Here is a 26964-nt window from a genome sequence, read left to right as displayed (position 1 = left end):
GGTGGACGCGAGGCGGACCCGGGGGTGGACGCGAGGCGGACCCGGGGGTGGAAAACCGTTCGCTTCCGGGCCGCCCGCTCGCCTAGAATCTCCGCTCTTGCCCGCCTCCCTCGCGGAGCGCGGCCGGCCGGACGGAAACCGGGCGGCATCCCCGCGGCCGCCCACCGGCCACGGCGCACCAGTCTTCATCCCGCAGCAGGCCCCGGAGGCACCCCCTTGTCCACGCCGTCCGCCGACGATCCCCTCTCCCGCGAGCGCGCCCACCTCACCTCGTCCCGGGCCGCGCTGCGCGCGATGCGCGAGGACGTCGAGTCCCTCGACATCCGCGACGTCACCGCGAACTGGGTCAACGCCGAGGTCCTCGCCCGCCAGATCGACGACCGCATCAAGGCGCTGGCCGACCTCAGCGACACCCCGCTGTTCTTCGGCCGGCTCGACTACCTGCACGCTCCCGGCGCCGCGCAGGCCGAGGGCGCGGAGGGCGAGCAGTTCTACATCGGGCGCCGGCACGTGCACGACGGGGACGGCGACCCGATGGTGATCGACTGGCGTGCGCCGGTCTCCCAGCCGTTCTACCGGGCGTCCAAGAAGGACCCGTTGGACGTCGGGCTGCGCCGCCGCTTCGGCTACACCGGCGGCGACCTGACCGCGTACGAGGACGAGCACCTCTCGGACCCCGCCGAGACGGCGCGCACCAGCAAGCTGCTCCAGCAGGAGATCGAGCGCCCGCGTGTCGGACCGATGCGGGACATCGTGGCCACCATCCAGCCCGAGCAGGACGAGATCGTGCGCAGCGGGCTGGGCGGGACGGTCTGTGTGCAGGGCGGCCCGGGGACCGGGAAGACGGCCGTCGGCCTGCACCGGGTCGCCTATCTCCTGTACGCCCACCGGGAGCGGCTCGCCCGCACCGGCACCCTGGTCATCGGACCGAACCGGTCCTTCCTGAACTACATCGAGCAGGTGCTGCCCGCGCTGGGCGAGCTGTCGGTCCGGCAGGCCACGGTCGACGACCTGGTGGGCCTGGTGGAGATCCGGGGCGCGGACGACGCGGCGGCCGCGGTCGTCAAGGGCGACGCCCGGATGGCCGAGGTGCTCAGGCGGGCCCTGTACTCCCATGTCACCCTGCCCACCGAGCCGGTCGTGGTGGTGCGCGGCTCCCGGCGCTGGCGCGTGCCCGCGTACGAACTGGAGGACATCGTCCGCGAGTTGCTGGCGCGAGACATGCGCTACGGCGCCGCCCGCGAGGCCCTGCCGCAGCGCGTCGCGCACGCGGTGCTGGTGCAGATGGAGCGGTCGGGCGAGGCGCCGGACGACCGGGTGCAGGACGCGGTGGCCCGCAACAGCGCGGTGAAGGCGGCGGTGAAGGAGCTGTGGCCGCTCGTCGACCCGGCGAAGCTCGTGCTGCGGCTGCTGGCCGAGGCGGACTTCCTCGCCGAGCACGCGGCCGGGATCCTCACCGAGGAGGAGCAGAAGGCGGTCCTGTGGACGAGGCCCGCGCGGAGCGTCAGGGCGGCCAAGTGGTCCCTGGCCGACGCGGTGCTGATCGACGAGGCGACCGACCTGATCCAGCGGACGCACTCCCTGGGGCATGTGGTGCTGGACGAGGCGCAGGACCTCTCGCCCATGCAGTACCGGGCGGTGGGCCGACGCTGCACCACCGGTTCGGCGACCGTGCTCGGCGATCTGGCGCAGGGCACCACCCCGTGGGCGACCCGGAGTTGGGACGAGGCGCTGACGCACCTCGGGAAGTCGGACGGTGTGGTCGAGGAGCTGACCGCCGGTTTCCGCGTGCCGACGGACGTCATCACCTACGCCTCCCGGCTGCTGCCGCACATCGCCCCGGGTCTGACCCCGGTCGCGTCGGTCCGGGAGAACCCGGGCTTCTTCGACCTGCGCCCGGTCACCGGCACCGACGAAGTGGTCGCGGCCTGCACGGAGTTGCTGGGCAACGAGGGCTCGACCGGCCTGATCGCGGCCGACGCCCGGATCCCGGCGCTCGCCGAGGCGCTCACCGCGGCCGGGCTCGCGTATCTGGCGCCCGGCGAGGAGACGACCCGGCAGACCCGGCTGACCCTGGTCCCGGCCTCGCTCGCCAAGGGCCTGGAGTACGACTACGTGGTCCTCGACGAGCCGCGGGCCGTGGTGGACGGCGAACCGGACGAGCGCACCGGGCTGCGCCGCCTGTACGTGGCGCTGACCCGGGCGGTGTCGGGCCTGATCGTCACCCACGCGGCCCCGCTCCCGGACGAGCTGACCGGCACGCCGGCCGGCTGACCGGCACGCCGGCCGGCTGACCGGCGCGCCGGCCGCCGCCCCTGCTCGACCTGGGCGGCCGGCACCGGGCCCGACCAGCCGTCCGGCCGCGCCACGCCACCCCGCCCCGCCGGGCGACCGGCCTCGGGCGGCCGGAGCCGGGCGACGACGCCGGGCCGTCGGCACGGGCGGCCGGCACCGAGCGGTCGGCGACGGTCGATCGACGCCGGACGGCCGGCACGGGCGGTCAGCGCCAGGCGATCGGCCCGAGGCGATCGGCCCCAGGCGTTCAGCACCACGGGGCACCGGCCGTCACCCGGCGGCCGCTCCCGGCGTCGCGCCCGGTGTCACTCCCCGTCGACCGCCCGCCGCCATTCCTCGACCGCGGTGGCCGACACCGGGCCCGACCAGCCGTCCGGCCGTGCCGCGCCGCCGATGTGGAAGCCGTCGATCCGCGCGTCGAGCAGCGTCGGCACATGGTCGAGCCGGAGGCCGCCGCCGACGAGGATCCGCGGCTCGTAGCCGGGCTCCCCGCGCCGGGTCGCCTCGGCGAGCAGCGTGGGCAGACCGTCGTCGACGCCGTTCGGCGAACCGGCGGTGAGGTAGGTGTCCAGTCCCGGCAGGCCGTCGAGCTGCTTGCGCAGGGCGTCCCGGTCTGCGGCACGGTCGATGGCCCGGTGGAAGGTCCAGGGGGCGCCCTCCAGCTCGCCGACGATCCGCTCGACCGCGTCCAGGTCGACGCCGCCGTGCCCGTCGAGGAAGCCGAGCACGAACTCGGTGGCCCCGGCCGCCCGCAGCTCGCGGGCGGCCTGCGCCAGCCGGTCGAGGTCGCCCGCCGTGAAGCCGTCCTCGAACCTGAGCATCACGCGCAGACCGATGTCGACGGCGTCCCGGATGCCGGCGAAGGTCCTGACCGACGGCGTGAGCCCGTCGGCGGCCATGTCGGTGACCAGCTCGAGGCGGTCGGCGCCTCCGGCCTGGGCGGCGACCGCGTCCACGACGTCGAGGGCGATCACCTCCAGGACTGCACGCGTGCTCATAGGTCCCCTTCTCTTGGGCCGCCCGGATTCCCCGGGCCCCCGGCGCGACTATAGGTCTAGTCCAATCTCAGAGTACGCCCACCGACCCGGGACCGGCGAGAGCCACACGGCCCGCGCCGACGCCCCGGTCAGTCGAAGAGGTTCAGTTCCCCTTCCCGCGCACCGGCCAGTTCGTACGAGCCGCTCCGCACCGGACGCCCCGCGTACAGCCGTACGAGGGTGGCGGCGTCGCCGATGTAGCGCGCCGGGGTGCGCCCGGCCAGATGGTCGCCCAGGGCCAGCGGCTCGTCCCGGTCGTCGAGGTCGGCGTGCAGCGGCAGCCGGCCGCGCTCGCGGCTGATCCGGGCGAGGAGCGTGAGCGCGTACGGCAGTCCGTCCCCGGCGTACGCGCCCGGCTCCCCGAGCGCCTCCCGTACGTCCCCGGCGTGCACCCACTCACCCACCGCGATCCCGTCGAGCCTCCCGTCGGTCCGGGCGATCACGGGCCCCGCCTCGGTCATCCCGCGCTCCAGCTCGTCGACGACCCGCGCGTTCGTCCACCCGGCGCGCTCGGCGATGTCGCGGTCGTTGGACTCGGGCGAGAAGACGCCCTCCTCGAACCTGCCCTCCACCACCCGGCTCAGCGCGGCCGAGGCGTGCGCCAGCACATCGCGCACCGTCCAGCCCGGACACGCTTCGGTGGGCAGCGCGAAGTCGTCGTCCGTCCTGGCCCGCAGCAGCGGGATCAGCGAGTCCCGCTCGATCGTCAGGAGCCGCCCGGGCAGCTCGGGGTCCCGTTCCTCGGATGTCCAGTCAGTCATGACCACCACGCTAGGGCCTGTCGTTCGGATCAGGCCGGCCATGGCCAACGTGACTGCTCGGCGGAGCCGAGCGGGGTGTGGTGCGTGCAGCTGCAAGGCGGAGGAGGGAGTCGACGCGGTGGGGGCACCTCCCGGCCGAAGGCTGGGGGACGTCGGCGAGTGACGACAACGCCGCAGATGTGCGCACCACACCCCGCGACGCCGGGCTGATCCGAACGGCAGGCCCTAGGGGGACGGCGCCCTCGGCGGGAGAATGGCCACATGGCCGAACACGTCGATCCCGACGCTCTGCACGCCCTGCGTTCGCGCTGGCTGCCCACCCTGCTCGCGGCCCGGGAGGGCGCCCGCGACCCCGACCCGTGGCCGTACGCCGACGAGCTGCTGCGCCGCTGGTCGGAACCGCAGCGCAGGTACCACACGGTCGCCCACCTGGCCGCGGTCCTGGACCACGTCGACACGCTGGAGGAGTACACGGACGACCCCGCCGCGGTGCGGCTGGCCGCCTGGTTCCACGACGCGGTCTACCTGCCGGAGCGGTCGGAGAACGAGGAGCGCTCCGCCCGCCTCGCCGAACGCGCGCTGCCCGAGGCCGGCGTCGGCGCCGCGCGCACGGCCGAGGTCGCCCGGCTGGTCCGGCTGACCGTCGGCCACGACCCGGCCGAGGACGACCGCAACGGCCAGGTGCTGTGCGACGCCGACCTCGCGGTGCTGGCCGGGGCGCCCGGCGCGTACGCCGCCTACACGGCCGCCGTCCGCCAGGAGTACCACTTCGTCCCCGACGACGCCTTCCGCGCGGGACGGTCGGCGGTCCTGCGTCAACTCCTCGACCTGCCCGGGCTGTTCCGCACCCCGCTCGCCGCGGAGCGCTGGGAGGCCACGGCGCGCCACAACCTCCGCTCCGAGCTGGAAATGCTGTCGCTCTGAGGACGGCCCGCCCCTACGCTGCACCCCATGCATGCATGGGGCGGGGAACAGGTGGAAGAGGCCGTCGCGGGCTGTGTCGCGACGCTGGGCGAGGCCGTGGACACGGACTGGACCGCGGTGAAGGCCGGCCGGCTGGAGTGGGACTGCCGGGAGACGGCCAAGCACATGGCGGGCGCCCTCCTCGCCTACGCCGGACAGCTGGCGGGCCGGGCGCAGCACAGATACGTCCCCTTCGAGATCACCCTCGACGGGGACGACGACGGACTCGACCCGGCGGACAACGCCGGTGTCCTCCAGGTCGTCGAGACGACCGGGGCCCTGCTCGTCGCCACCCTGCGCACCACCCCGCGCGAGGTCCGCGCCTTCCACCCGTTCCCGTTCCGCAGCGCGAACCGCGAGGGCTTCGCCGCGATGGGCGTCACCGAGGTGCTGCTGCACACCCACGACATCGCCGAGGGCCTCGGGATCGCCTACGAGCCCTCCCCGGACCTCGCCGAGGCCGTCCTCACCCGGATCTTCCCGCAGGTCCGGCCGGGCCCGACGCCCTGGTCCACCCTCCTGTGGGCCACCGGTCGCGGCGATCTGCCCGGGCGCGCCCCCGTCACCGACTGGCGCTGGAGCAACAACCTCGTGATCCCGGCCGGCCGTCTCACCCTCCAGGGCCTCACCCCCGCCGCCGCCCGCGACCTGCGCCAGGGCGGCGACGGCGGGTTCGAGTGGATCGAGGGCGGCCCGTTCGAGGGGACGCGGGACGCCGCCGGGATGCTGGTGAAGGCGTACGAGGCCGGGGTGCACCGGCCCGAGTGGGGCGTGTTCGTCCTCGTACGCACCGAGGACGGCCGCGCGGTCGGCGGCATGGGCTTCCACGGCGCCCCCGACGAGCAGGGACGCGCGGAGGTCGGCTACGACCTCGTCGAGGGGGCGCGCGGCCGGGGCCACGCCACCGAGGCGCTGCGCGCGCTGTCGGAGTGGGCGCTGGCCCGCGACGACGTACGCTCCGTGTTCGCGACCGTCGACCGGGACAACGCGCCTTCGCGGGCGGTGCTGTCCCGGGCCGGGTTCACCCGGGTCGACACGGACACCGCGGACGACGGAGAACTCGCCTACGAACTGGGCCGCTGAGCGCGGCCCTTCGGCCGGCGCAGCCCCGAGGAGTGCAGCAGCCGCACCACTTCACGGCTGCTGACCTCGACCGCACCGGCGGCGACCGCGTCGGCGTAGCGGTGCGAGGGAAGGTCGTAGTGGTCCCGCTCGAAGGCCCGCCGCGGCACCCCCAACCCGTGGGCGAACAGGTGCAGTTCGTCGAAGGAGACATCGCTGACGACGTGCGACCACACCCGGCCGTGGCCGGGCCAGGTGGGCGGATCGATGTAGATCGTCACGGGCGTGCCCCGGGGATCCGCGCGGAAACCGCCGGGGGCGTCCTCGTCCGGTCTCTCACGACGAGGGCGTCCCGTCCGCGGCCGACCCGAGCGCACCCACCGCCGCGACCTTCACGCCCGCCTGGTGGCACACCCAGTGCGGGTCGGGTCCGAGTTCCGGTTCGACGTCCAGGGCGTGCGGGTCGCCGGAGGCGCAGACCGGGCACAGCGGCCAGCGGCCGTAGCGCTCCAGCAGCGCGTCCTGGACGTCCTGCGCGACCAGCCCGGCCACGTAGTCCAGACCGTCCGGCCACTGCTCCGCCCACCAGCGCCGCTGCACCACGGAGTCCTCGACCAGCGAGACCACGTCCGCCTCCGCCACTTGGCCCGCGACCAGGTCGGCGAGCACCAGGGCGCGCGCGGCGTGCAGCGCCTTCTCCAGGGGGCTGATGGGATCCATGCACCCATTGTGCGCACTCTTGACCCCGACACCGAGCCGAAAATATCTTTCAAGGGTGACCCAGGACGTGAAGGAAATTTTCGGCAGCTCCGGTTCACCCGGCGCGGGCCCGCCCGCCCCCGCCGCCCTCGCGGCCAAGGTCCGCACGCTCGCCCCGTCGATGACCCGCTCCATGCAGCGCGTCGCCGAGGCCGTCGCGGGCGACCCGGCCGGCTGCGCGGCCCTCACCGTCACCGGCCTGGCCGAACTCACCGGCACCAGCGAGGCGACGGTGGTGCGCACCGCCCGGCTGCTCGGCTACCCCGGCTACCGCGACCTGCGGCTCGCCCTCGCCGGCCTGGCCGCGCAGCAGCAGTCCGGGCGGGCCCCCGCGATCACCACCGACATCGCGGTCGACGACCCGATCGCCGACGTGGTGGCCAAGCTCGCCTACGACGAGCAGCAGACCCTCGCCGACACCGCGGCCGGGCTCGACACCGTGCAGCTCGGCGCGGCCGTCGCCGCGGCCGCCACCGCCCGCCGCATCGACGTGTACGGCATCGGGGCGTCCGGGCTGGTCGCCCAGGACCTCACCCAGAAGCTGCTGCGCATAGGGCTGATAGCCCACGCGCACAGCGACCCGCATCTCGCCGTGACCAACGCGGTGCAACTGCGGGCGGGGGACGTGGCGATCGCGATCACGCACTCCGGGTCCACGGGCGACGTCATCGAGCCGCTGCGGGTCGCGTTCGAGCGCGGGGCGACGACGGTGGCGATCACCGGGCGGCCCACCGGCGCGGTCACCCAGTACGCCGATCACGTACTGACCACGTCCACGGCCCGGGAGAGTGAACTGCGGCCCGCGGCGATGTCCTCCCGCACCAGTCAACTGCTGGTGGTGGACTGCCTGTTCGTGGGAGTGGCACAGCGGACGTACGACACGGCGGGTCCGGCGCTGGCCGCGTCGTACGAGGCGCTGGCCCACCGGCATCGGTAGACCTGGCCACGGCGGCCGCCCCGCCCGCGGCGACGCGGGCCGGCGGGGCCGTGCACGACGCGCAGGACCGACCGTCGACCCGCAGGACACGAAAGAGCCACAGCCATGACCTCCACGTCTCCTCAGCACGACCTCCGCTCCGAGCTGGAGACCCTCACCACCGAGGCCTTCCGTCCGGAACTCGCCGACATCGACCGGCTGCCCACCCTCGACCTCGCCCGGCTCATGAACGGCGAGGACACCTCCGTACCCGCCGCGGTCGCCGCACGGCTGCCTCAGATCGCCGCCGCGATCGACGCCGTGGCGGAACGGATGGCCCGGGGCGGGCGTCTGGTCTACGCCGGGGCGGGGACGGCCGGCCGGCTCGGCGTGCTGGACGCCTCCGAGTGCCCGCCCACCTTCGACACCCGGCCCGGCCAGGTCGTCGGCCTGATCGCGGGGGGCCCCGACGCCCTGGTCACCTCGATCGAGGGCGCGGAGGACTCCGGGGAGCTGGCCCGGGCCGACCTCGACGCCCTCGCCCTGACCGCCGACGACACGGTGGTCGGCGTCTCGGCCTCCGGGCGCACCCCGTACGCGATCGGCGCCGTGGAGCACGCCCGGGCGCGCGGCGCGCTGACCGTCGGGCTCGCCTGCAACGCGGGCAGCGCGCTGGCCGCCGCCGCCGAGCACGGCATCGAGATCGTCGTCGGGCCCGAACTGCTCACCGGCTCCACCCGGCTGAAGGCGGGCACGGCACAGAAGCTGGTGCTCAACATGATCTCGACGATCACGATGATCCGGCTGGGCAAGACGTACGGGAACCTGATGGTCGACGTCCGCGCCTCGAACGAGAAGCTGCGCGCCCGCTCCCGCCGGATCGTCGCGCTCGCCACCGGCGCGGCCGACCCGGAGATCGAGCGGGCGCTGACCGCCACCGGCGGCGAGGTGAAGCACGCCATCCTGGCGATCCTGGCCGGGGTGGACGGGCCGACGGCCGGCCGCCTTCTGGAGGAGTCGCACGGCCATCTGCGCGCCGCGCTGGCGGCGGCCGGGGACTGAGCCGCACGCTCGACGGGTGCGCACCGATCCCGCTTCCACCGCAGCCGCGATCCTCCCCCTGGTCGGCGGCCCCGCCAACGTCACCTCCGTCGCCCACTGCATGACCCGGCTGCGGCTGGGGCTGGCCGATCCCGCGCGGGTCGACGAGGAGGCGCTGCGGTCGCTGCGCGCCCTGCCGGGCGTCCTCGGTGTCGTCACCGACGACACGTCGTACCAGATCGTCCTGGGACCGGGGGCGGTGGCCCGGGTGACGGCGCAGTTCGAGGAACTGGTGCGGAGCACGGCGGCCGGGGACCCGGCGGCCCGGAGTACCGCGCCGTCCGGGGAGCGGCGGCGCGACGCCGCTCCCGCGAAGGCGGTGCTGCGCCGGGTGGCGGACGTCTTCGTGCCGCTGATCCCGGCGCTGATCGGCTGCGGGGTGCTCGCGGGCGTGGCCGGGCTGCTGGTGAACAACGGCCTGCTGCCCGGCCTCGCCCCCGCCCTGTCGGCCGTGGCCTCCGCGTTCATGGCCCTGATCGCCGTGTTCGTCGGCCACAACACCGCGAAGGAGTTCGGCGGGACACCGATCCTGGGCGGCGCGGTGGCGGCCGTGGTGGTCTACCCGGGGGTCGCGAAGGTGACGGTGTTCGGGACGGCGCTCGCGCCCGGCCAGGGCGGGGTGCTGGGGGCGCTGGCGGCGGCCCTGCTGGGCACGTACGTCGAGAAGTGGTGCCGCGGCCGGGTCCCGGACGCCCTGGACGTCCTGCTCACCCCGGCCCTCACGGTCCTGGTCGCCGGCCTGGCCACCCTGTACGGCCTGATGTACGCGGCCGGACAGGTCGCGACGGCGATCGGCACGGCCGCGAACTGGCTGCTGTCGACCACGGGCGCGTTCGCGGGCCTGGTCCTCGGCGGCCTGTTCCTGCCGCTGGTCATGCTGGGCCTGCACCAGGCGCTGATCCCCATCCACACCACCCTCATCGAGCAGCAGGGCAGCACGGTCCTGCTGCCCATCCTGGCGATGGCGGGCGCGGGCCAGGTGGGCGCGGCACTGGCGGTGTACGTCCGCCTGCGCCACGACACCTCCATCCGTACGACGATCAGATCGGCGCTCCCGGCGGGTCTGCTGGGCGTCGGCGAACCCCTGGTCTACGGCGTCTCCCTGCCCCTGGGCCGCCCCTTCCTGACCGCCTGCGCCGGCGGAGCGGCCGGCGGGGCCTTCATCGGCTGCTTCGCGATGCTCGGCGACCATGTGGGCGCGAAGGCGATCGGCCCGTCGGGCTGGGCCCTGTTCCCGCTGCTGGCCGGCAACAGGGGACCGGCCGCCGCGGCGGCGATCTACGCGGGCGGGCTGCTGACGGGGTACGCGGTCGGCTTCGCCGCGACCTACCTCTTCGGCCTCGGCCACCTCACCGGGACCGCCGCCCCGGCCTCCGCCCGGACGGCCGCCGCGGCCCCGGCCCCCGACCCGACCTCAGCCAAGACCACCTCCTCGGCCGCAGCCCCGGCCCCCGACCCGACCCCGGCCCGGACCACCGCCCCGGCCCCCGACCCGGCCTCCGCAGAGACCGCCGCCTCGGCCTCAGGCCCGACCCCAGCCCGGGCCACCGCCCCGGCCTCCGCCAAGACCGCTTCCCAGCCCTCCGCCCGCGAGGACGGTCACCATCGGCGGGCCTCCTCGTACCCTGGAGAGTGACCGTCGACCTTCCCTCCCCCGTCGGCATCGCGCTCGACACCGAGAAGCCCAAGGACTACGCCGACCGACATGAATCACGCCCAGCTCACGGCTCTCGGTCGTGCTCTCCGCCTGCTCGGCGAGCACGGGGAGGCCCTCAACGCCGACACGCCCGACGCCCGGCTGCACGAGGTCAGGGCGGATCTGCGGCGCGCCCTGGACCTGCTGGAGGAGAGCGTCACCACGGCCGCGCCCAGCACCCGGTGCGCCGAGCACCCGAACGGACCGGTCGACACCGCCGCCCCCGACCTGTGCCTGCTGTGCGAGACCCGGCGCCGGGCCGCCCGCCGCTCCGAGATCAACGGCCCCGCCGCCAACCCGCAGCCCGCCACCGGCCCGTCCCGCTACGGGGTGCGCGCCGACCGGCCGCAGCCGCAGCAGCGCTGGCTGCCGGAACTGTGGAACGGACAGGAGTGGCAGCTGTGCGGCACCCCGCGCCGCGACCGCCGGGAGGCGGAGCTGTTCATCGCCGCCCAGCGGCGCGGCTCCCGGCCCGCGATGGCCTACCGGCTGGTGCACGAGTTCACCGACTACGAGGTGCTGCGCGTGTGGGGCACACCGGTGAAGGTCGACATCGAACCGCTCGGGAACCTTTGATCCCGTAGCGCGCCGGGCCGGGACGACGGACGGCCGCCGTCCCGTCGGTGCGGGGCGGCGGCCGTGCGGTGGACGCGCGTGCGGCGCGTGCTACGCCGTGGCTCCGGAGACCTCGGCGGCGCCGTCGGCCACCTCGCTCCCGGGCTGCCGGTCCGGCTCGCCCGCCGTGGCGGCCGGCCGGCGGCCGGGCAGGAAGCCGGCGAGGACGAAGGCGAGGGCGGCGGCGCCCGCGCCGAGGGCCATGACGACCTTGAAGCCGTTCTCGGACGGCAGGGCGTAGCCGCCGAGGTTCATGGTCATGTTGGCCAGGATCACTCCGGCGACGGCGCTGGACACCGAGGTGCCGATGGACCGCATCAGGGTGTTGAGGGCGTTCGCCGCGGCCGTCTCGGACGGGTCGACGGCGCCCATGATGAGCGCGGGCATCGCGCCGTAGGCGAAGCCGACACCGGCGCCGATGATGCAGGACACCAGGATCAGGTGCCAGACCTCGGACATCAGGACGATGTTCAGGCCGTACCCGGCGGCGACGATCACCGCGCCGATCATCAGGGTGACCTTCGGGCCCCTGGCCTTGGTGATGGCCGCGGACGCCGGGGCGAACACCATCATGACCAGGCCCTGCGGAGCCATCACCAGACCGGCGGTCATCATCGACTTGCCGAGGCCGTAGCCGGTCTGGGTGGGCAGCTGGAGCAGCTGCGGCAGGACCAGCGCCATCGCGAACATCGAGAAGCCGAAGGCGATCGAGGCGAGGTTGGTGAACAGGACCTGGCGGCGGACGGTGGTGCGCAGGTCGACCAGCGGTGTCGTGGTGCGCAGCTCGTAGAAGCCCCAGGCGACGAGGACCACGACCGCGACGGCGAACAGGCCGAGCGTGGTGCCGCTGCCCCAGCCCCAGTCGCCGCCCTTGGAGACGGCCAGCAGCAGGGAGACCAGTCCGGCCGCCATGCCGAGCGAGCCGACGAAGTCGAACCGGCCCCCGGTGCGCACCGCGGACTCCGGTACGAGGGTCAGGACCAGCGCGAAGGCGACGACGCCGAAGGCCGCGGAGGTCCAGAACAGGACGTGCCAGTCGAAGTTGTCGGCGATGAAGGCCGCGGCGGGCAGACCCAGGGCACCGCCGACGCCCAGCGAGGCGCTCATCAGGGCGATGGAGCCGGCCAGCTTCTCCGTCGGCAGTTCGTCGCGCATGATGCTGATGCCGAGCGGGACGACCGCGGCGGCCAGGCCCTGGAGGGCACGGCCGACGATCATCGGGACCAGCGAGTCGCTGAACGCGCAGACCACCGAGCCGGAGACCAGCAGCACGATGCTGACCAGCAGCAGCTTGCGCTTGCCGAACATGTCGCCGAGCCGGCCGGCGACGGGCGTGGCCACGGCCGCGGCGAGCAGGGTGGCGGTGACCGCCCAGGCCGCGTCGGAGGCGGAGGCGTTCAGGTACTTCGGCAGCTCGGGGACGATCGGGATGACCAGGGTCTGCATCAGCGAGACGACGATTCCGGCGAAGGCCAGGACCGCCACCACTGCGTTCGACCTCGGCGGGGCGGATCCCCCGGCGGCTGTGGGCCGGACAGGAGCGTCGGACATGAAGAGGCCTCCGTGGGAGTGGACGTGCGGACGCACCAATGTGCTTGACTCAGGCAACCTTAAGTCGATTGATTGACTTAAGCAAGCGAAAACTTGCACGCCCGGCCCCGGGGCGCCCGAGCCCCGGGGCCGTCCCGGGGCTTATCGCGGGTCCGGGGGCCCGTACCGGGCGAGCACCTCGCGGGTGCGTTCCTCGTCGAGTTCGTAGACGGTCTCGTGGGCCCGCGGGTCGCGCGCGTGGAAGGTGTGGAACATCGGCCCCGCCGTCCCGCCGAGCTCCACCAGCGAGGCGGACGCGCCGCGTACCGCGCGTTCGGTGCCGGGCCGGGTCGTCAGGTCGATGCGGTTGACCACGCCCGGCGTGACCCACACCGGCACGCCCGCCAGGAAGCCGGAGAGCTGGAGATGGAAGTGCCCGGCGAGCACGACCCGTACGTCCGTCCCGCGGATCGCGTCGGCCAGGGCGTCCGCGTCGAGCAGGCCGAAGGCCCGCTGGGTCGGCACGTCCAGACAGATCGGCGGATGGTGCAGCGCGAGCACGGTGCCGTGCCGCGCGGGCGTGGCCAGCACCTCGCGCAGCCAGGCGAGCTGGGTCTCCCCCAGCCGCCCGTAGACCTCGCCGGGCACCAGCGAGTCCAGCGTCACGAAGCGGTGGCCGTCCACCTCGCCGACGGCGGCCCGTTCGGGCCCCGGCAGGACGGCGGCCGCCCGGTCCGCCCCGTCCGCGCCCAGGTGTCCGCTGCCCAGCACCTTCGCGAAGGCCTGGCGCTCGTCGTGGTTGCCGGTGGTGAAGAAGACCGGGGCGTCCCAGGTCCGCGCGAACGCGCCCACGGCCTCCCGGACGGTCGTGTACGCCTCCACCGCGCCGTCGTTCGCCAGGTCGCCGGTGACGACGACCGCGTCGATGTCGCGCTGACCGGCCAGTTCGGCCAGCATCAGCCGCAGGGACCCGGTGGCGTCCACGCCGTGCCGGTTGGGCTCGTCGGTCCGCTCCAGATGGGTGTCGGACAGATGCAGGATCCTCATCCGCCGCACGCTAACGGGAGTCGGGACCCGCGGCCAGAGTGCGTCCGCGGGCCCCGGCGGTTCAGCTGAGGGACTTCAGCGCGGCCGCGTCGTACGGCTTCAGCTCGTCGAAGCGGTCGGCCAGCACCTTCGCCGCCCACTGCGGGTCCTGGAGCAGCGCGCGGCCGACGGCCACCAGGTCGAACTCGTCGCGCTCGAAGCGGTCGAGGAGGTTGTCGATGCCGAGCACCGGGGAACCCTCGCCGACGAACGCGTTGATGAAGTCGCCGTCGAGGCCGACCGAGCCGACGGTGATGGCGGGCCTGCCGGTGAGCTTCTTGGTCCAGCCGGCCAGGTTGAGGTCGGAGCCGTCGAACTCCGGGAGCCAGTAGCGGCGGGTGGAGGCGTGGAAGGCGTCGACGCCGGCCGCGGCGAGCGGGGCCAGGAGCGTCTCCAGCTCCTGCGGGGTCCCCGCGAGCCGGGCGTCGTACTGCTGCTGCTTCCACTGCGAGTAGCGGAAGATGACGGGGAACCGGGGCGAGACCGCCGCGCGCACCGCGGCGACGATCTCCGCGGCGAACTTCGTCCGGGCCACCGGGTCGCCGCCGTAGGCGTCGGTGCGGCGGTTGGTGCCCGCCCACAGGAACTGGTCGATCAGATAGCCGTGCGCGCCGTGCAGTTCGACCCCGTCGAAGCCGATGCGCTCGGCCTCGGCCGCCGCCTTGGCGAACGCCTCGACGACGTCGTCCAGGTCCTGCTGGGTCATGGCCCGGCCGGTGACCTCGGCGCCCTCCTTGTAGAGGCCGGAGGGGCCGACCGGCGGGGCGTCCGCGAACGGCGGCTGGCCCGCGCGGCGCACCATGCCGATGTGCCACAGCTGCGGCACGATCGTCCCGCCCGCCGCGTGCACGGCGTCGGTGACCTTCGCCCAGCCCGCCAGCTGCTCCTCGCCGTGGAACCGCGGCACCCGGTCGCTCTGCCCGGCCGAGTCGTGGCCGACGTACGTCCCCTCGGTGACGATCAGGCCGACGCCCGCGGCGGCGCGGCGGGCGTAGTAGGACACCACGTCCTCGCCCGGGACCCCGCCCGGGGAGAACTCGCGCGTCATCGGCGCCATCACGATGCGGTTGGGAACGGTGAGGCCGTTGATGTCGACGGGCCGGGACAGGATCTCGGCCGCACGGGAGACGGCGGACTCGGTGACGCTCACGTGGGGGGCTCCTCGCGAAGTGACGATAGACCGGACGGTATGTGCATACGCATATAACGCTTGCCTACCTCAACGGCACCGCGGCCCGAGCGCATTCCGCCTCCCGGCCCCCACCCCCTGTGATCCCGGCCACGCCGCGCACCGGCCGCCGGAGCGGGGACACCGGCCCGCCCGAGCGCGGGCCGGTCGGGGCGGGGAAAAGCCCGAGGGCGGTACCACCCGTCGCCGGGTGGTACCGCCCTCGGTGGGGACGCGGATCGACCAGGGGTCGATCAGAAGTCCATGTCACCGCCCGGCATGCCGCCGCCGGCCGGGGCCGCGGCCTTCTCCGGCTTGTCGGCGATGACGGCCTCGGTGGTGAGGAACAGCGCGGCGATGGAGGCGGCGTTCTGCAGGGCAGAGCGGGTCACCTTCGCCGGGTCGATGATGCCTTCGGCGATCATGTCGACGTACTCGCCGGTGGCCGCGTTCAGACCCCAGCCCACGGTCAGGTTGCGGACCTTCTCGACCACGACGCCGCCCTCGAGACCACCGTTGACGGCGATCTGCTTCAGCGGGGCCTCCAGGGCGAGCTTCACGGCGTTGGCGCCGGTCGCCTCGTCACCCGAGAGCTCGAGCTTCTCGAACACCGCGGAGGCCTGGAGCAGGGCCACGCCGCCACCGGCGACGATGCCCTCCTCGACGGCCGCCTTCGCGTTGCGGACGGCGTCCTCGATGCGGTGCTTGCGCTCCTTGAGCTCGACCTCGGTGGCGGCACCGGCCTTGATGACGGCCACGCCGCCGGCCAGCTTCGCCAGGCGCTCCTGGAGCTTCTCGCGGTCGTAGTCCGAGTCCGAGTTCTCGATCTCGGCGCGGATCTGGTTGACCCGGCCCTGGACCTGGTCGGCGGAGCCGGCCCCGTCCACGATCGTGGTCTCGTCCTTGGTGATGACGACCTTGCGGGCGCGGCCCAGGAGGTCCAGGGTCGCGTTCTCCAGCTTGAGGCCGACCTCCTCGGAGATCACCTCGCCGCCGGTGAGGATGGCGATGTCGTTCAGCATCGCCTTGCGGCGGTCACCGAAGCCCGGGGCCTTGACGGCGACGGACTTGAAGGTGCCGCGGATCTTGTTGACGACCAGGGTCGACAGGGCCTCGCCCTCGACGTCCTCGGCGATGATCAGCAGCGGCTTGCCCGACTGCATGACCTTCTCCAGGAGCGGGAGCAGGTCCTTGACGGAACCGATCTTGGAGTTCGCGATCAGGATGTACGGGTCGTCGAGCGACGCCTCCATACGCTCCATGTCGGTGGCGAAGTACGCCGAGATGTAGCCCTTGTCGAAGCGCATACCCTCGGTGAGCTCCAGCTCCAGACCGAAGGTCTGGGACTCCTCGACGGTGATGACGCCTTCCTTGCCGACCTTGTCCATCGCCTCGGCGATGAGCTCGCCGATCTGGGTGTCGGCGGCGGAGATGGAGGCCGTGGAAGCGATCTGCTCCTTGGTCTCGACATCCTTCGCCTGCTCGAGCAGGGCGCCGGAGACGGCCTCGACGGCCTTCTCGATGCCGCGCTTGAGGGCCATCGGGTTGGCACCCGCGGCGACGTTGCGCAGACCCTCGCGGACGAGCGCCTGGGCGAGGACGGTCGCGGTGGTCGTACCGTCACCGGCGACGTCGTCCGTCTTCTTGGCGACTTCCTTGACCAGCTCGGCGCCGATCTTCTCGTACGGGTCCTCGAGCTCGATCTCCTTGGCGATGGAGACACCATCGTTGGTGATCGTGGGGGCGCCCCACTTCTTCTCGAGGACGACGTTGCGGCCCTTGGGGCCGAGCGTCACCTTCACGGCGTCCGCGAGCTGGTTCATGCCGCGCTCGAGGCCGCGCCGTGCCTCCTCGTCGAACGCGATGATCTTGGCCATGTGAAGTGGTCCTCCCGGACTGGGGTGGATTGCTCCGGACCGTGCTGGCGCCCGCGACGGACGGCTCGCACGCCTCGTGGTTCCTTGCCCCACCCGGCCTGCGGGCCTCACCGACCCGATCCTTCGTTGTCACTCTCACCTTCAGAGTGCTAACGCAATGATTAGCACTCGCCCCTGCCGAGTGCAAGCGCCTCCGGTTGACGAGTGCGAGCGCCTCCGGGTGATCCGCAGGTCCCGGGCGGCGGCACCCGGACATGCCGAAGGGCTCGCACCCCATGGGGTGCGAGCCCTTCGACGAAGAACAGAAGAACGTCGCTGCAATAAGTCGGCGCGTGCTTCAGCCGGTCGCCAGGCGGACCATGTCCGCCTGCGGCCCCTTCTGACCCTGCGAGATCTCGAAATCGACCCGCTGGCCCTCTTCCAGGGTGCGGTACCCGTCCATCTGGATCGCGCTGTAGTGGACGAACACGTCCGCACCACCGTCGACCGCGATGAAGCCGTACCCCTTCTCCGCGTTGAACCACTTGACGGTGCCCTGAGCCATGCCTAACTCCCCTATTACTGGCCCTTGCACAGATCCGCACTTCGCGGATCCGGGTCAGACCTCACCCCCCATGGGACGGGGGCGTGCGCCGGAACGCGTCGACCGCGGCTGAATGTATCTGTCCAACTGCCGTCTGCAACAGGTCAATCGGACGAGAAATCCGGGCACGACGGACCTGCGGAACGCCTGCAATTCGCCGCATTTCAGGGCAAGTTGGGCCAGGCATAGGGAGCGAAAGGCGCAAAAGACCTGCCCACTTTGGCTACTTCTCGTCGCCCGTGCGGCAGGTGGTGAAGGTCGCAAACCCCGGAATCGGGAGCGGGTTCCCCAACTCTACCGCGCTCAATCACACAGAATTGCCCCCTCCGCTTCTCTCGCGGAGGGGGCAATTCGATGAACGCTCGGTAACCGAGGTTACCGAAGGTAATGATCAGCCTCCGGCGACCGCCGGAATGATGGAGACGCCGGCGCCGTCCGGGGTCGCCGTCTCAAGACCCTGCTCGAAGCGGACGTCGTCGTCGTTCACGTACACGTTGACGAACCGGCGCAGCTTGCCCTGGTCGTCCAGGACGCGGGCCGCGATGCCGGTGTGGTTCTTCTCCAGGTCGGAGATGACCTCGGCGAGGGTCGCGCCCTCGGCGCTCACCTCCGCGGCGCCGCCGGTGTAGGTGCGCAGGATGGTGGGGATGCGGACGTTGACGCTCATGATGCGAGGCCAGCCTCTCGGAAGGAGTCCAGGTTCGGGCGGATGGTGGCGGTCAGACCGGTGCCTGCCACCGCGTCGAGGGTCTTCAGGCCGTCACCGGTATTCAGCACGACGGTCGTCAGGCTCGGGTCGAGCAGGCCGCTCTCGATGAGCTTGCGGGTCACGCCCACCGTCACGCCGCCCGCCGTCTCGGCGAAGATCCCCTCGGTCCGCGCCAGCAGCTTGATCGCGTCCACGATCTGCTCGTCCGTCACGTCCTCCACGGCACCGCCCGTGCGGCGCGCGATGTCGAGGACGTACGGCCCGTCGGCCGGGTTGCCGATGGCGAGGGACTTGGCGATGGTGTTCGGCTTCTGGGGCCGTACGACGTCATGGCCGGCCTTGTAGGCCACGGACACCGGCGAGCAGCCCTCCGCCTGGGCGCCGAAGATCTTGTACGGCCGGTCCTCGACGAGGCCGAGCCTGATCAGCTCCTGGAGCCCCTTGTCGATCTTCGTGAGCTGGGAGCCCGAGGCGATCGGGACGACCAGCTGGTCGGGCAGCCGCCAGCCGAGCTGCTCGCAGATCTCGTACGCCAGGGTCTTGGAACCCTCCGCGTAGTACGGCCGCAGGTTGACGTTGACGAAGCCCCAGCCCTCGCCCGCCGGGTCGCCGATCAGCTCGGAGCAGAAACGGTTCACGTCGTCGTAGTTGCCCTCGATGCCGACGAGTTCACCGCCGTAGATCGCGGCCATGACGACCTTGCCCTGCTCCAGGTCGTGCGGGATGAACACACAGGAGCGCAGACCGGCGCGGGCGGCGGCGGCGCCGACGGCACCGGCCAGGTTGCCGGTGGAGGAGCAGGACAGGGTGGTGAAGCCGAAGGCGCGCGCGGCCTCCAGGGCCTGGGCGACGACCCGGTCCTTGAAGGAGTGCGTCGGGTTGCCGGAGTCGTCCTTGACGTACAGCCCGCCGGTGACACCGAGTTCGCGGGCCAGGTTGTCGGCCTTGACGAGCTGGGTCCAGCCGGGGTTGATGTTGGGCTTGTCCGCCACGTCCGCGGGGACGGGCAGCAGCGGCGCGTAGCGCCAGATGTTCGCGGGTCCCGCTTCGATCCGCTTGCGCAGCTCCTCGGTCTCGTACCGCGAGAAGTCGTAGGCGATCTCGAGCGGGCCGAAACACTCCTCGCAGGCGAAGACCGGGCCGAGCGGCACCCGGTGTCCGCACTCGCGGCAGGAGAGCGCCGCGGCGGAGCCCAGATCGACGGGGTTCGTGGTGCTTACAGCAGTCTGCGCAGCCATGGAGGCGAGGCCCTTTCTCCTCATCTTCCTCACGACGCACTTCGCCGTGAGACGGATTTGGCACCTTCCCGAGCCGGGAGCCTCGCGTGCACGAGAAACCGACTGGAGGGTTGCCGGGGCTTCATCGGGCCGTATCCCTCTGCCCCTCTGGATGAGCGGTATGAAGTTTTCAGCGGTCGGCCACCCTGGACATGCGATGGTCATCCGCGTTGTTCAAGACTGTAACCGAAGGCCCCGACAGTTGAGAGAGTCGTCCGAACCGCGAGATGCCCGTGACCGTCGACCGCTGTCGCGGCGGGCACTCCCACCCGCCGCGAGCACGCAGAACGCAGAAGGAGCCGCCGCTGTGCTGGAAGAAGTCGAGCGCTGGCTGAGCACCCGCTCCTGGTCCGTCAACGACCGCCCGCTCCACAAGATCCTCGCCGCGAAACGCGCCCGGGGCCAGTCGGTCTCCGTCGTCCTGCCCGCGCTCAACGAGGAGGAGACGGTCGGCGACATCGTCGCCGTGATCCGGCACGACCTGATGCAGCAGGTCCCGCTCGTCGACGAGATCGTCGTCGTCGACTCGGGATCCACCGACCGCACCTCGGCGGTGGCCGCGGCCGCGGGCGCCCGGGTCGTCCACCGCGACGCCATCCTGCCCCGCATCCCGGCCGTGCCCGGCAAGGGCGAGGTGCTGTGGCGGTCCCTGCTGGTCACCGGCGGGGACATCGTCTGCTTCGTCGACGCCGACCTCAGGGAGTTCTCCTCCGACTTCGTCTCCGGCATCGTGGGCCCGCTGCTCACCGATCCGGACGTCGACCTGGTCAAGGCCATGTACGACCGCCCGCTCGGCGGGGCGGCCGGCCAGGGCGGCCGGGTCACCGAGCTGATGGCCCGCCCGCTGCTGAACATGCACTGGCCGCAGCTGGCCGGCTTCGTACAGCCGCTCGGCGGCGAGTACGCGGCCCGGCGCTCCCTGCTGGAACAGCTGCCCTTCCCGGTCGGGTACGGGGTGGAGCTGGGCATGCTGGTCGACTCGCTGCACCTGGTGGGCCTCGACGCGCTCGCCCAGGTGGACGTCGGGGTGCGCAAGCACCGCCACCAGGACGGACAGGCACTGGGCCGGATGGCCGCCGCCATCTACCGCACCGCGCAGCTGCGGATGGCCCGCGGGCATCTGATCCGGCCCTCCCTCACCCAGTTCGAGCGGGGCCGGGACGGCTTCGAGCCGCGCACCTACTCCGTGGACACGGAGGAGCGGCCGCCGATGGCCGAGATCGCCGAGTACGCGTCACGCAAGGTGGCCTGACGGATGCGTGTGGTGATGTTCTCCAGGGGGCCGTATACAAATGGTTCCGGACTGTCGCGGGCCTTCCGTACGTTTGAGCGTTTCCGGGCCGGGCTAGGTTGAGGCGTATGGCTTCCACGCACGCTGCTGAGGTGCTGGTCGCGTCCAACCGCGGCCCGGTTTCGTACGAGGTGCGCGAGGACGGCTCGCTGCACGCCCGCAGGGGCGGCGGCGGGCTGGTCTCGGGCCTGTCGGCCATCGGGCCCGACACCGGGGCGCTGTGGGTGTGCTCCACCCTGTCCGACGACGACCGCGAGGCGGTGCGGCGCGGCACGGGCGAGCCGGGCGTGCGGATGCTGGACATCCCGGCCGACGTGCACGCCGACGCCTACAACGGCATCGCCAACTCGGTGCTCTGGTTCGTCCACCACATGCTGTACCAGACCCCGCTGGAGCCGGTCTTCGACGCGGAGTTCCGGCGTCGGTGGGCGTCGTACGAGAGGTACAACCGCGCGTTCGCCGAGGCGCTCGCCGAGGAGGCGGCCGAGGGGGCGACGGCGGTCGTCCAGGACTACCACCTGACGCTGGTGCCGGGCATGCTCCGCGAACTCCGCCCCGACCTGCGCATCGGCCATTTCTCGCACACCCCGTGGGCGCCGGCGGACTACTTCCGGATGCTGCCGGACGACATCCGCGAGCAGATCGTGCGGGGCATGCTCGGCGCGGACCGGCTGGGCTTCCTCACCCACCGGTGGGCGGGCGCCTTCATGGACTGCGCCGGCGAGGTGGACCGTGAGCGGATCCGCCCGGCCCGGACGGACGACGGGCCGTTCGGGACGATCGGGCACACACCGCCCGGCGGCGGCGCGCCGCGCACCACGGCGATCGGCGTGCACGGCCTCGGCGCCGACGCCGACTTCCTGCGCGAGCGCGCCCACCGGGCCGACGTCGGCGAGCGGATGGCGGCGCTGCGGGCGGAGATCGGCGAGGGCCGCAGGTCGGTCGTGCGGGTGGACCGGACCGAGCTGTCGAAGAACATCGTGCGCGGTCTGCTGGCGTACCGGCAGCTGCTCGACGACCACCCCGAGTGGCGGGAGCGGGTCGTGCACGTCGCCTTCGCCTACCCCTCCCGGCAGGACCTCGCCGTCTACCGTGAGTACACCGCCGAGGTGCGGCGGCTCGCCGACGAGATCAACGCCGGGTACGGGACGCCGGGCTGGACGCCGGTCGTGCTGCACGTGAAGGACGACTTCGCGCGCTCGCTGGCCGCGTACCGGCTGGCCGACGTGGCCCTGGTGAACCCGATCCGGGACGGCATGAACCTGGTCGCCAAGGAGGTGCCGGTCGTCTCCGACGAGGGGTGCGCGCTGGTGCTGTCGCGGGAGGCGGGGGCGTACGAGGAGCTGGGCGAGGACGCGATCACCGTCAATCCGTACGACGTGACCGGGACGGCGCGGGCGCTGCACGAGGCGCTGGTGATGCCGGTGCACGAGCGGGCGGAGCGCACGAAGCGGCTGGCCGCCGCGGCGACCGCGCTGCCGCCGGCCCAGTGGTTCCTGGACCAGTTGAACGCCCTGCGCGGGTGAGAGCCCTGCGCGGGTGAGAGTCCTGTGCGGCTGAGAGTCCTGTGCGGCTGAAGGCCGACCGTCCCGGGCGGCCGGCCTCGCCGGGTGGTCAGCCGAGCCGGGCCGCCAGGGCGCGCAGCAGGTCCACGACCCCCTCGGGGCCGTCGACCACCAGGTCCGACCGTTCCCGCAGGGCCGCCACCTCGTCGCTTCCGCTGCACACCAGGAGGCCGGGGACGCCCTCGGAGCGGAGTTTGTCGACGGCGGCGAAGGCGGGGAGGTCGCCGAGGTCGTCACCGGCGTAGAGGACGGCCCCGGCGCCGATCTCGCGGACGTACTCCGTGAGGGCGACGCCCTTGTCCATGCCCGGCGGCCGCAGTTCGAGGACCATGCGGCCGGGCTCGACGATCAGGCCGTGGCGGGCGGCGAGCCGGGCGAGGGGGGCGCGCAGCGCCTCGAAGGCGGCCTGCGGGTCCTCGGCCCGGCGGGTGTGGACGGCGAGCGCCCGGCCCTTCTCCTCGATCCAGGTGCCCTGCCAGGCCCCGATCGAGTCGAGGAAGCCCGGCAGTTCGGCCCGTACGGCCGCGACGCCGGGGTGCGGCGGCGGGGCGATGACGGCGCCGGTGCCGGCCTCCCAGCGTTCGGCGCCGTAGTGACCGAGCACGACAAGGTGGTCCAGGCCCGGCACCGACTCGAAGCCGCCGTGCCGTACGGCCACCGCGGGGGGCCGGCCGGTGACGACGGCGACCGCCGCCACCTTCGGCGCGAGGGCGGCGAGCGCGGGCACCGCGTCCGGGTGGGCACGGGCCTGCTCGGGGTCCGCCACGATCGGCGCGAGCGTGCCGTCGAAGTCGAGCCCGATCACCGAGCGCTCCGGGCGGGCGAGGATGGCGTCCAGCGCGTCGCGGCCCGCCGGGGTCGTGGGGGTCGGCAGGGGCCGTGCGGGGTGCGGGGGGTGCGTGTCATGGCTGCCCATACGGCGACCCTATCCGCGGGGCGGCGGCCGTACTCCTGACTCGTCGGACGCGGGGACGACGGGCCGGTCCCCGCTCACCGTTCGGCCCGACGGGACTCCCGCACCCGTCTCAGCCGGTTCACCGTGACCGGGTCCTCGGCGAGGGCCCGCGCGTCGTCGAGGAGGGCGTTGAGGAGCTGGTAGTAGCGGACGGGCGCCAGGCCGAGCTCCTCTCGGATGGCGCGCTCCTTCGCGCCGGGGCCGGCGAAGCCCCGGCGCTCCAGGGCGAGGATGTCCCGTTCGCGGCGGCCGAGGGCGGCACCGCGGTCCTGGTCGTCGTCCATGACGGCACCGTAACCGTTCCCGGCGGCGGAGCGGGAGTGCGGCGAGACCTGGCCCGGGGCGCACCGCGATCGTCCCGGGCCGGCCCGTCGGGCGCGCCGCGCCGCGCTTTGTCCCGACTGCGCCGCTCTTCGCCCCGACCGCGTCGGCCGCTCGCCCGTTTGTCGAATAAAGGTCTATACCGCGCAAGTGGACTAGACCTCTCCCGGGTCCACGGGCCACACTGTCTCCGTGAGACATGTCATCGCCCTCGACGTGGGCGGCACCGGGATGAAGGCCGCTCTGGTCGGGGCGGACACCACACCGTCCGAAGAAGCGTCGTCCGGACCCCCCGTGCTGCTGCACCAGGCGCGCCGGGCGACCGGCCGCGAGCACGGCCCCGACGCGGTCGTCGACGGCATCCTCGATTTCGCCGCGGAGCTGCGCGCCCACGGCGAGCGGCTCTTCGGCGAGCCCGCGGCCGCCGCCGGCGTCGCCGTCCCCGGCATCGTCGACGAGCGGCAGGGCATCGCCGCCTACGCGGCCAACCTCGGCTGGCGCGACGTGCCCCTGCGCGACCTGCTCGCCGAGCGGCTCGGCGGCATCCCCGTCGCCCTCGGGCACGATGTGCGCACCGGCGGCCTGGCCGAGGGCCGGACCGGCGCGGGCCGGGGCGCCGACCGCTTCCTGTTCGTCGCGCTCGGCACCGGCATCGCGGGCGCCATCGGCCTCGACGGCCGGGTGGAGGCGGGCGCCCACGGCTTCGCGGGCGAGATCGGCCATGTCGTCGTACGGCCCGGCGGGATCCCCTGCCCCTGCGGCCAGGTCGGCTGCCTGGAGCGCTACGCGTCCGCGTCGGCGGTCAGCGAGGCGTGGGCCGCCGCCTGCGGGCGCCCGGAGGCCGACGCGGCGGACTGCGCGAAGGCCGTCGCGTCCGGCGACCCGAACGCCGTCCGGGTCTGGCGGACGGCCGTGGACGCGCTCGCCGACGGGCTGGTCACCGCGCTCACCCTGCTGGACCCCCGCACCCTCATCATCGGTGGCGGACTCGCCGAGGCGGGGGAAACCTTGTTCACACCGTTGCGGGACGCCGTCCGGCAGCGCGTCACCTTCCAGAAGCTTCCGTCGATCGTCCCCGCCGCACTCGGGGACACCGCCGGCTGCCTGGGCGCGGGGCTCCTCGCCCGGGATCTCCTGACCACCACTGACCCCTCGGAGGTAACCGCCTGATGGCCACTAGGAAGGTTCTCGCCGGCGCCCGGGTGGTACTGCCCACCGGGACCGTGGACGGCGGCCGCGTCTTCGTCGAGGGCACCCGGATCGCCGGCCCGTCCCCGGCCGACGCGGAGACCGTGGACGTCAGCGGCCACTGGCTGGTCCCCGGCTTCGTCGACATCCACAACCACGGAGGCGGCGGCGCGTCCTTCTCCGGCCCGGCCGAAGACGTCCTGACGGCCGTCCGCACCCACCGCCTGCACGGCACCACGACCCTCGTCGCCTCCACCGTCACCGACGACATGGACGTCCTCATCCGGCAGGCCGGACTGCTGTCCGAACTGGCCGAGCAGGGCGACGTCGCCGGCATCCACTTCGAGGGCCCGTTCATCTCGCCCTGCCGCAAGGGCGCGCACTCCGAGGCGCTGCTGCGCGACCCCGAACCGGCGGAGGTCCGCAAGCTGGTCGACGCGGCCCGCGGCCACGCGAAGATGGTCACCCTGGCCGCCGAACTGCCGGGCGGCATCGACTCCGTACGCCTGCTGGCCGACCACGGGGTGATCGCGGCGATCGGACACACGGACGCGACGTACGAGCAGACGGTGCAGGCGATCGACGCGGGTGTGACCGTCGCCACCCACCTGTTCAACGCGATGCCCGCGCTCGGCCACCGCGCCCCGGGCCCGATCGCCGCCCTCCTCGAGGACGAGCGCGTCACGGTCGAGCTGATCAACGACGGCACGCACCTGCACCCGGCCGCCCTGGAACTGGCGTTCCATCACGCGGGTCCGGACCGGGTCGCGTTCATCACCGACGCGATGGACGCGGCCGGCATCGGCGACGGCCGCTACATGCTCGGCCCGCTGGAGGTCGAGGTCAGCGAGGGCGTGGCCCGGCTGGTGGAGGGCGGCTCCATCGCGGGCTCCACCCTGACCCAGGACCGCGCGTTCCAGCGGGCGGTGACGGTCGACCGGCTCGCCGTGGAGCACGCGGTCGCCGCCCTCTCCGCCAATCCGGCCCGGCTGCTGGGCATGTACGACCGGGTGGGCTCCCTCGAACCCGGCAAGGACGCCGACCTGGTGCTTCTCGACGAGGACTTCGCCCTCAAGGGCGTGATGCGCCGGGGCGAATGGGTGATCGATCCCCAACTGGCCTGAAACGTCCGCACCCACAGGGACGGTGGCCGACCCGAGGACTGGGCCGACCGCCGTCTCTTTGGCATGATCAGGCCTCTGGGCAAGGCGACACGGCAGGCGTGTGCCTGATTTCTTCGGGGGAGGTCGCTCCGGGTGATTCTCACGGTCACGCTGAACACCGCTCTCGACATCACCTATCGCGTACGGTCGCTGCGGCCGCACACCTCCCACCGGGTCTCCGAGGTACTGGAGCGCCCCGGCGGCAAGGGTCTGAACGTGGCCCGCGTCCTGGCCGCGCTCGGCCACCCGGTGACGGCCACGGGCTTCGTGGGCGGCGCGACGGGCCAGGTCGTGCGGGAGCGGCTCGCGGACACGCCCGGCGTCCGGGACGCCCTGGTCCCGGTCGCGGGTCCGACCCGCCGCACGGTGGCCATAGTCGACCCGCTCTCCGGTGACACCACCCAGCTCAACGAGCCCGGTCCGCTCATCGCGCCGGCCGAGTGGTCCGCCTTCCAGGAGACGTACGCGGAACTGCTCCGCGGCGCCGACGCGGTGGCCCTGTGCGGCAGTCTGCCGCCGGGGGTGCCGGTAGGGGCGTACGCGCTGCTGGTGCGGACCGCCCGGGCGGCCGGGGTGCCCGTCCTGCTCGACACCAGCGGCGAACCCCTGCGCCGGGGCGTCGCGGCCCGCCCGGACATCGTCAAGCCGAACGCCGCGGAACTCGCCGAGCTCACCGGCTCCCACGAGCCCCTGAAGGCGACCCAGGACGCCCGCCGGCGCGGCGCCCAGTCGGTGGTGGCCTCTCTCGGCCCCCAGGGCCTGATCGCGGCCACCCCGGAGGGCCGCTGGCGGGTCGCGCCGCCGCGCCGCGTGCACGGCAATCCGACCGGTGCGGGCGACTCGGCGGTCGCGGGGCTGCTCTCGGGCCTCGTGGAGCGCCTTCCGTGGCCCGCGCGACTGGCCCGGGCGGCGGTCCTGTCGGCGGCGACGGTACTCACACCCGTGGCGGGCGAGTTCGACCGGGCGGTGTACGAGGAGCTGACGGACCAGGTCTCGGTGACGGAGGAGAGCAGCGCGGCCTGAACGCGGCCCGGGACGCTGCCCCG

Annotated in this window: 25 protein-coding genes and 1 riboswitch; of the genes, 12 read left to right on the top strand and 13 right to left on the bottom strand. The window is 73.3% G+C overall.

The window, feature by feature from the left end; translation table 11 throughout:
* Positions 1–216: 216 nt before the first annotated feature.
* On the top strand, positions 217–2274 hold the full coding sequence (locus ACZ60B_RS22440) for a HelD family protein (RefSeq protein ID WP_469389575.1): 2058 nt from the start codon (positions 217–219) through the stop codon (positions 2272–2274).
* A 326-nt stretch (positions 2275–2600) separates the two neighbouring features.
* Here ACZ60B_RS22440 and ACZ60B_RS22435 read toward each other — a convergent pair whose 3' ends face one another.
* Both ACZ60B_RS22435 and ACZ60B_RS22430 read right to left on the bottom strand, forming a co-directional pair.
* Positions 2601–3293: a copper homeostasis protein CutC gene (locus ACZ60B_RS22435; RefSeq protein ID WP_469389573.1), complete on the bottom strand. Its 693-nt coding sequence runs from the start codon at positions 3291–3293 to the stop codon at positions 2601–2603.
* Between the two features lie 128 nt (positions 3294–3421).
* On the bottom strand, positions 3422–4093 hold the full coding sequence (locus ACZ60B_RS22430) for a maleylpyruvate isomerase family mycothiol-dependent enzyme (RefSeq protein ID WP_469389571.1): 672 nt from the start codon (positions 4091–4093) through the stop codon (positions 3422–3424).
* 261 nt (positions 4094–4354) lie between these two features.
* Here ACZ60B_RS22430 and ACZ60B_RS22425 point away from each other — a divergent pair, with 261 nt between their 5' ends.
* The gene (locus ACZ60B_RS22425; RefSeq protein WP_469389569.1) at positions 4355–5017 is read left to right on the top strand and encodes an HD domain-containing protein; all 663 of its coding nucleotides are present in this window, start codon (positions 4355–4357) and stop codon (positions 5015–5017) included.
* A gap of 51 nt (positions 5018–5068) precedes the next feature.
* The gene (locus ACZ60B_RS22420) at positions 5069–6139 is read left to right on the top strand and encodes a GNAT family N-acetyltransferase (protein ID WP_469389587.1); all 1071 of its coding nucleotides are present in this window, start codon (positions 5069–5071) and stop codon (positions 6137–6139) included.
* On the opposite strand, the gene ACZ60B_RS22415 is transcribed toward ACZ60B_RS22420, so the two are convergent.
* Positions 6121–6399, bottom strand: coding sequence for a DUF4031 domain-containing protein (locus ACZ60B_RS22415; protein WP_469389567.1), 279 nt, complete (start codon positions 6397–6399; stop codon positions 6121–6123). The two genes, ACZ60B_RS22420 and ACZ60B_RS22415, sit on opposite strands and share 19 nt — an antisense overlap.
* 55 nt (positions 6400–6454) lie before the next feature.
* On the bottom strand, positions 6455–6838 hold the full coding sequence (locus tag ACZ60B_RS22410) for a hypothetical protein (protein ID WP_469389565.1): 384 nt from the start codon (positions 6836–6838) through the stop codon (positions 6455–6457).
* A 55-nt stretch (positions 6839–6893) separates the two neighbouring features.
* On the opposite strand from ACZ60B_RS22410, the gene ACZ60B_RS22405 reads away from it, so the two are divergent.
* The 4 genes from ACZ60B_RS22405 (at position 6894) to ACZ60B_RS22390 (ending at position 11166) form a co-directional block, all read left to right on the top strand.
* A complete protein-coding gene (locus ACZ60B_RS22405; protein ID WP_469389563.1) occupies positions 6894–7814 on the top strand; it encodes a MurR/RpiR family transcriptional regulator in 921 nt (306 codons plus the stop codon).
* 105 nt (positions 7815–7919) lie between these two features.
* Positions 7920–8855 (top strand): N-acetylmuramic acid 6-phosphate etherase, encoded by a 936-nt coding sequence (gene murQ, locus ACZ60B_RS22400; RefSeq protein WP_469389561.1) that lies wholly within the window; start codon positions 7920–7922, stop codon positions 8853–8855.
* A 16-nt stretch (positions 8856–8871) separates the two neighbouring features.
* Entirely contained in the window at positions 8872–10530 is a 1659-nt protein-coding gene (locus tag ACZ60B_RS22395) for a PTS transporter subunit EIIC (protein ID WP_469389559.1), read from the top strand.
* Positions 10531–10599: 69 nt separating this feature from the next.
* Entirely contained in the window at positions 10600–11166 is a 567-nt protein-coding gene (locus ACZ60B_RS22390; protein WP_152894491.1) for a hypothetical protein, read from the top strand.
* A 90-nt stretch (positions 11167–11256) separates the two neighbouring features.
* On the opposite strand, the gene ACZ60B_RS22385 is transcribed toward ACZ60B_RS22390, so the two are convergent.
* The 7 genes from ACZ60B_RS22385 to thrC all read right to left on the bottom strand — a co-directional run bounded on the left by ACZ60B_RS22385 (position 11257) and on the right by thrC (position 19396).
* Positions 11257–12756: an MFS transporter gene (locus tag ACZ60B_RS22385; RefSeq protein WP_469389556.1), complete on the bottom strand. Its 1500-nt coding sequence runs from the start codon at positions 12754–12756 to the stop codon at positions 11257–11259.
* A gap of 141 nt (positions 12757–12897) precedes the next feature.
* Positions 12898–13782, bottom strand: a complete 885-nt coding sequence (locus ACZ60B_RS22380) for a metallophosphoesterase family protein (protein WP_469389554.1) — start codon at positions 13780–13782, stop codon at positions 12898–12900.
* A 61-nt stretch (positions 13783–13843) separates the two neighbouring features.
* Positions 13844–14971 (bottom strand): NADH:flavin oxidoreductase, encoded by a 1128-nt coding sequence (locus ACZ60B_RS22375; RefSeq protein WP_469389552.1) that lies wholly within the window; start codon positions 14969–14971, stop codon positions 13844–13846.
* 272 nt (positions 14972–15243) lie between these two features.
* A complete protein-coding gene (gene groL / locus ACZ60B_RS22370) occupies positions 15244–16866 on the bottom strand; it encodes a chaperonin GroEL (RefSeq protein ID WP_152894495.1) in 1623 nt (540 codons plus the stop codon).
* A gap of 337 nt (positions 16867–17203) precedes the next feature.
* Positions 17204–17410, bottom strand: coding sequence for a cold-shock protein (locus ACZ60B_RS22365; protein ID WP_007493268.1), 207 nt, complete (start codon positions 17408–17410; stop codon positions 17204–17206).
* A 430-nt stretch (positions 17411–17840) separates the two neighbouring features.
* Positions 17841–18116, bottom strand: coding sequence for a MoaD/ThiS family protein (locus ACZ60B_RS22360; RefSeq protein WP_152894496.1), 276 nt, complete (start codon positions 18114–18116; stop codon positions 17841–17843).
* The gene (thrC, locus tag ACZ60B_RS22355; protein WP_469389549.1) at positions 18113–19396 is read right to left on the bottom strand and encodes a threonine synthase; all 1284 of its coding nucleotides are present in this window, start codon (positions 19394–19396) and stop codon (positions 18113–18115) included. The genes ACZ60B_RS22360 and thrC overlap by 4 nt, the downstream gene beginning before the upstream one ends.
* Before the next feature lie 17 nt (positions 19397–19413).
* Positions 19414–19554: riboswitch (SAM riboswitch) on the bottom strand.
* 188 nt (positions 19555–19742) lie between these two features.
* Here thrC and ACZ60B_RS22350 point away from each other — a divergent pair.
* Together ACZ60B_RS22350 and ACZ60B_RS22345 are read left to right on the top strand one after the other, a co-directional pair.
* Complete coding sequence (locus ACZ60B_RS22350) at positions 19743–20687, top strand: glucosyl-3-phosphoglycerate synthase (RefSeq protein WP_469389547.1); 945 nt, start codon at positions 19743–19745, stop codon at positions 20685–20687.
* A gap of 107 nt (positions 20688–20794) precedes the next feature.
* Positions 20795–22252, top strand: a complete 1458-nt coding sequence (locus ACZ60B_RS22345) for an alpha,alpha-trehalose-phosphate synthase (UDP-forming) (RefSeq protein WP_469389545.1) — start codon at positions 20795–20797, stop codon at positions 22250–22252.
* Between the two features lie 88 nt (positions 22253–22340).
* Here the strand turns inward: ACZ60B_RS22345 and otsB are convergent, their stop codons facing one another.
* Together otsB and ACZ60B_RS22335 are read right to left on the bottom strand one after the other, a co-directional pair.
* A complete protein-coding gene (gene otsB, locus ACZ60B_RS22340; RefSeq protein ID WP_469389543.1) occupies positions 22341–23207 on the bottom strand; it encodes a trehalose-phosphatase in 867 nt (288 codons plus the stop codon).
* A 74-nt stretch (positions 23208–23281) separates the two neighbouring features.
* A complete protein-coding gene (locus ACZ60B_RS22335) occupies positions 23282–23530 on the bottom strand; it encodes a DUF3263 domain-containing protein (protein WP_450662496.1) in 249 nt (82 codons plus the stop codon).
* A gap of 229 nt (positions 23531–23759) precedes the next feature.
* Here ACZ60B_RS22335 and ACZ60B_RS22330 point away from each other — a divergent pair, with 229 nt between their 5' ends.
* The 3 genes from ACZ60B_RS22330 (at position 23760) to ACZ60B_RS22320 (ending at position 26941) form a co-directional block, all read left to right on the top strand.
* Positions 23760–24737 carry an ROK family protein gene (locus ACZ60B_RS22330; RefSeq protein ID WP_469389540.1) on the top strand — a complete coding sequence of 326 codons (978 nt, stop codon included), beginning with the start codon at positions 23760–23762 and terminating at the stop codon, positions 24735–24737.
* Entirely contained in the window at positions 24737–25879 is a 1143-nt protein-coding gene (gene nagA, locus ACZ60B_RS22325; RefSeq protein WP_469389538.1) for an N-acetylglucosamine-6-phosphate deacetylase, read from the top strand. The genes ACZ60B_RS22330 and nagA overlap by 1 nt, the downstream gene beginning before the upstream one ends.
* A 132-nt stretch (positions 25880–26011) precedes the next feature.
* Positions 26012–26941 (top strand): 1-phosphofructokinase family hexose kinase, encoded by a 930-nt coding sequence (locus ACZ60B_RS22320; protein ID WP_469389535.1) that lies wholly within the window; start codon positions 26012–26014, stop codon positions 26939–26941.
* Positions 26942–26964: the final 23 nt, after the last annotated feature.

Source organism: Streptomyces sp. NPDC104096, from assembly GCF_055584385.1.
The sequence above is the reverse complement of the archived record's forward strand: the minus strand, read 5'-3'. Positions and strand labels throughout refer to the sequence as shown.

Coding starts and splice junctions, on each gene's coding strand:
- ACZ60B_RS22435 (WP_469389573.1), bottom strand. CDS start 3,293: ATGAGCACGCGTGCAGTCCTGGAGGTGATCGCCCTCGACGTCGTGGAC.
- ACZ60B_RS22430 (WP_469389571.1), bottom strand. CDS start 4,093: ATGACTGACTGGACATCCGAGGAACGGGACCCCGAGCTGCCCGGGCGG.
- ACZ60B_RS22425 (WP_469389569.1), top strand. CDS start 4,355: ATGGCCGAACACGTCGATCCCGACGCTCTGCACGCCCTGCGTTCGCGC.
- ACZ60B_RS22410 (WP_469389565.1), bottom strand. CDS start 6,838: ATGGATCCCATCAGCCCCCTGGAGAAGGCGCTGCACGCCGCGCGCGCC.
- murQ (WP_469389561.1), top strand. CDS start 7,920: ATGACCTCCACGTCTCCTCAGCACGACCTCCGCTCCGAGCTGGAGACC.
- ACZ60B_RS22390 (WP_152894491.1), top strand. CDS start 10,600: ATGAATCACGCCCAGCTCACGGCTCTCGGTCGTGCTCTCCGCCTGCTC.
- ACZ60B_RS22385 (WP_469389556.1), bottom strand. CDS start 12,756: ATGTCCGACGCTCCTGTCCGGCCCACAGCCGCCGGGGGATCCGCCCCG.
- ACZ60B_RS22380 (WP_469389554.1), bottom strand. CDS start 13,782: ATGAGGATCCTGCATCTGTCCGACACCCATCTGGAGCGGACCGACGAG.
- groL (WP_152894495.1), bottom strand. CDS start 16,866: ATGGCCAAGATCATCGCGTTCGACGAGGAGGCACGGCGCGGCCTCGAG.
- ACZ60B_RS22365 (WP_007493268.1), bottom strand. CDS start 17,410: ATGGCTCAGGGCACCGTCAAGTGGTTCAACGCGGAGAAGGGGTACGGC.
- ACZ60B_RS22360 (WP_152894496.1), bottom strand. CDS start 18,116: ATGAGCGTCAACGTCCGCATCCCCACCATCCTGCGCACCTACACCGGC.
- thrC (WP_469389549.1), bottom strand. CDS start 19,396: ATGGCTGCGCAGACTGCTGTAAGCACCACGAACCCCGTCGATCTGGGC.
- ACZ60B_RS22345 (WP_469389545.1), top strand. CDS start 20,795: ATGGCTTCCACGCACGCTGCTGAGGTGCTGGTCGCGTCCAACCGCGGC.
- otsB (WP_469389543.1), bottom strand. CDS start 23,207: ATGGGCAGCCATGACACGCACCCCCCGCACCCCGCACGGCCCCTGCCG.
- ACZ60B_RS22335 (WP_450662496.1), bottom strand. CDS start 23,530: ATGGACGACGACCAGGACCGCGGTGCCGCCCTCGGCCGCCGCGAACGG.
- nagA (WP_469389538.1), top strand. CDS start 24,737: ATGGCCACTAGGAAGGTTCTCGCCGGCGCCCGGGTGGTACTGCCCACC.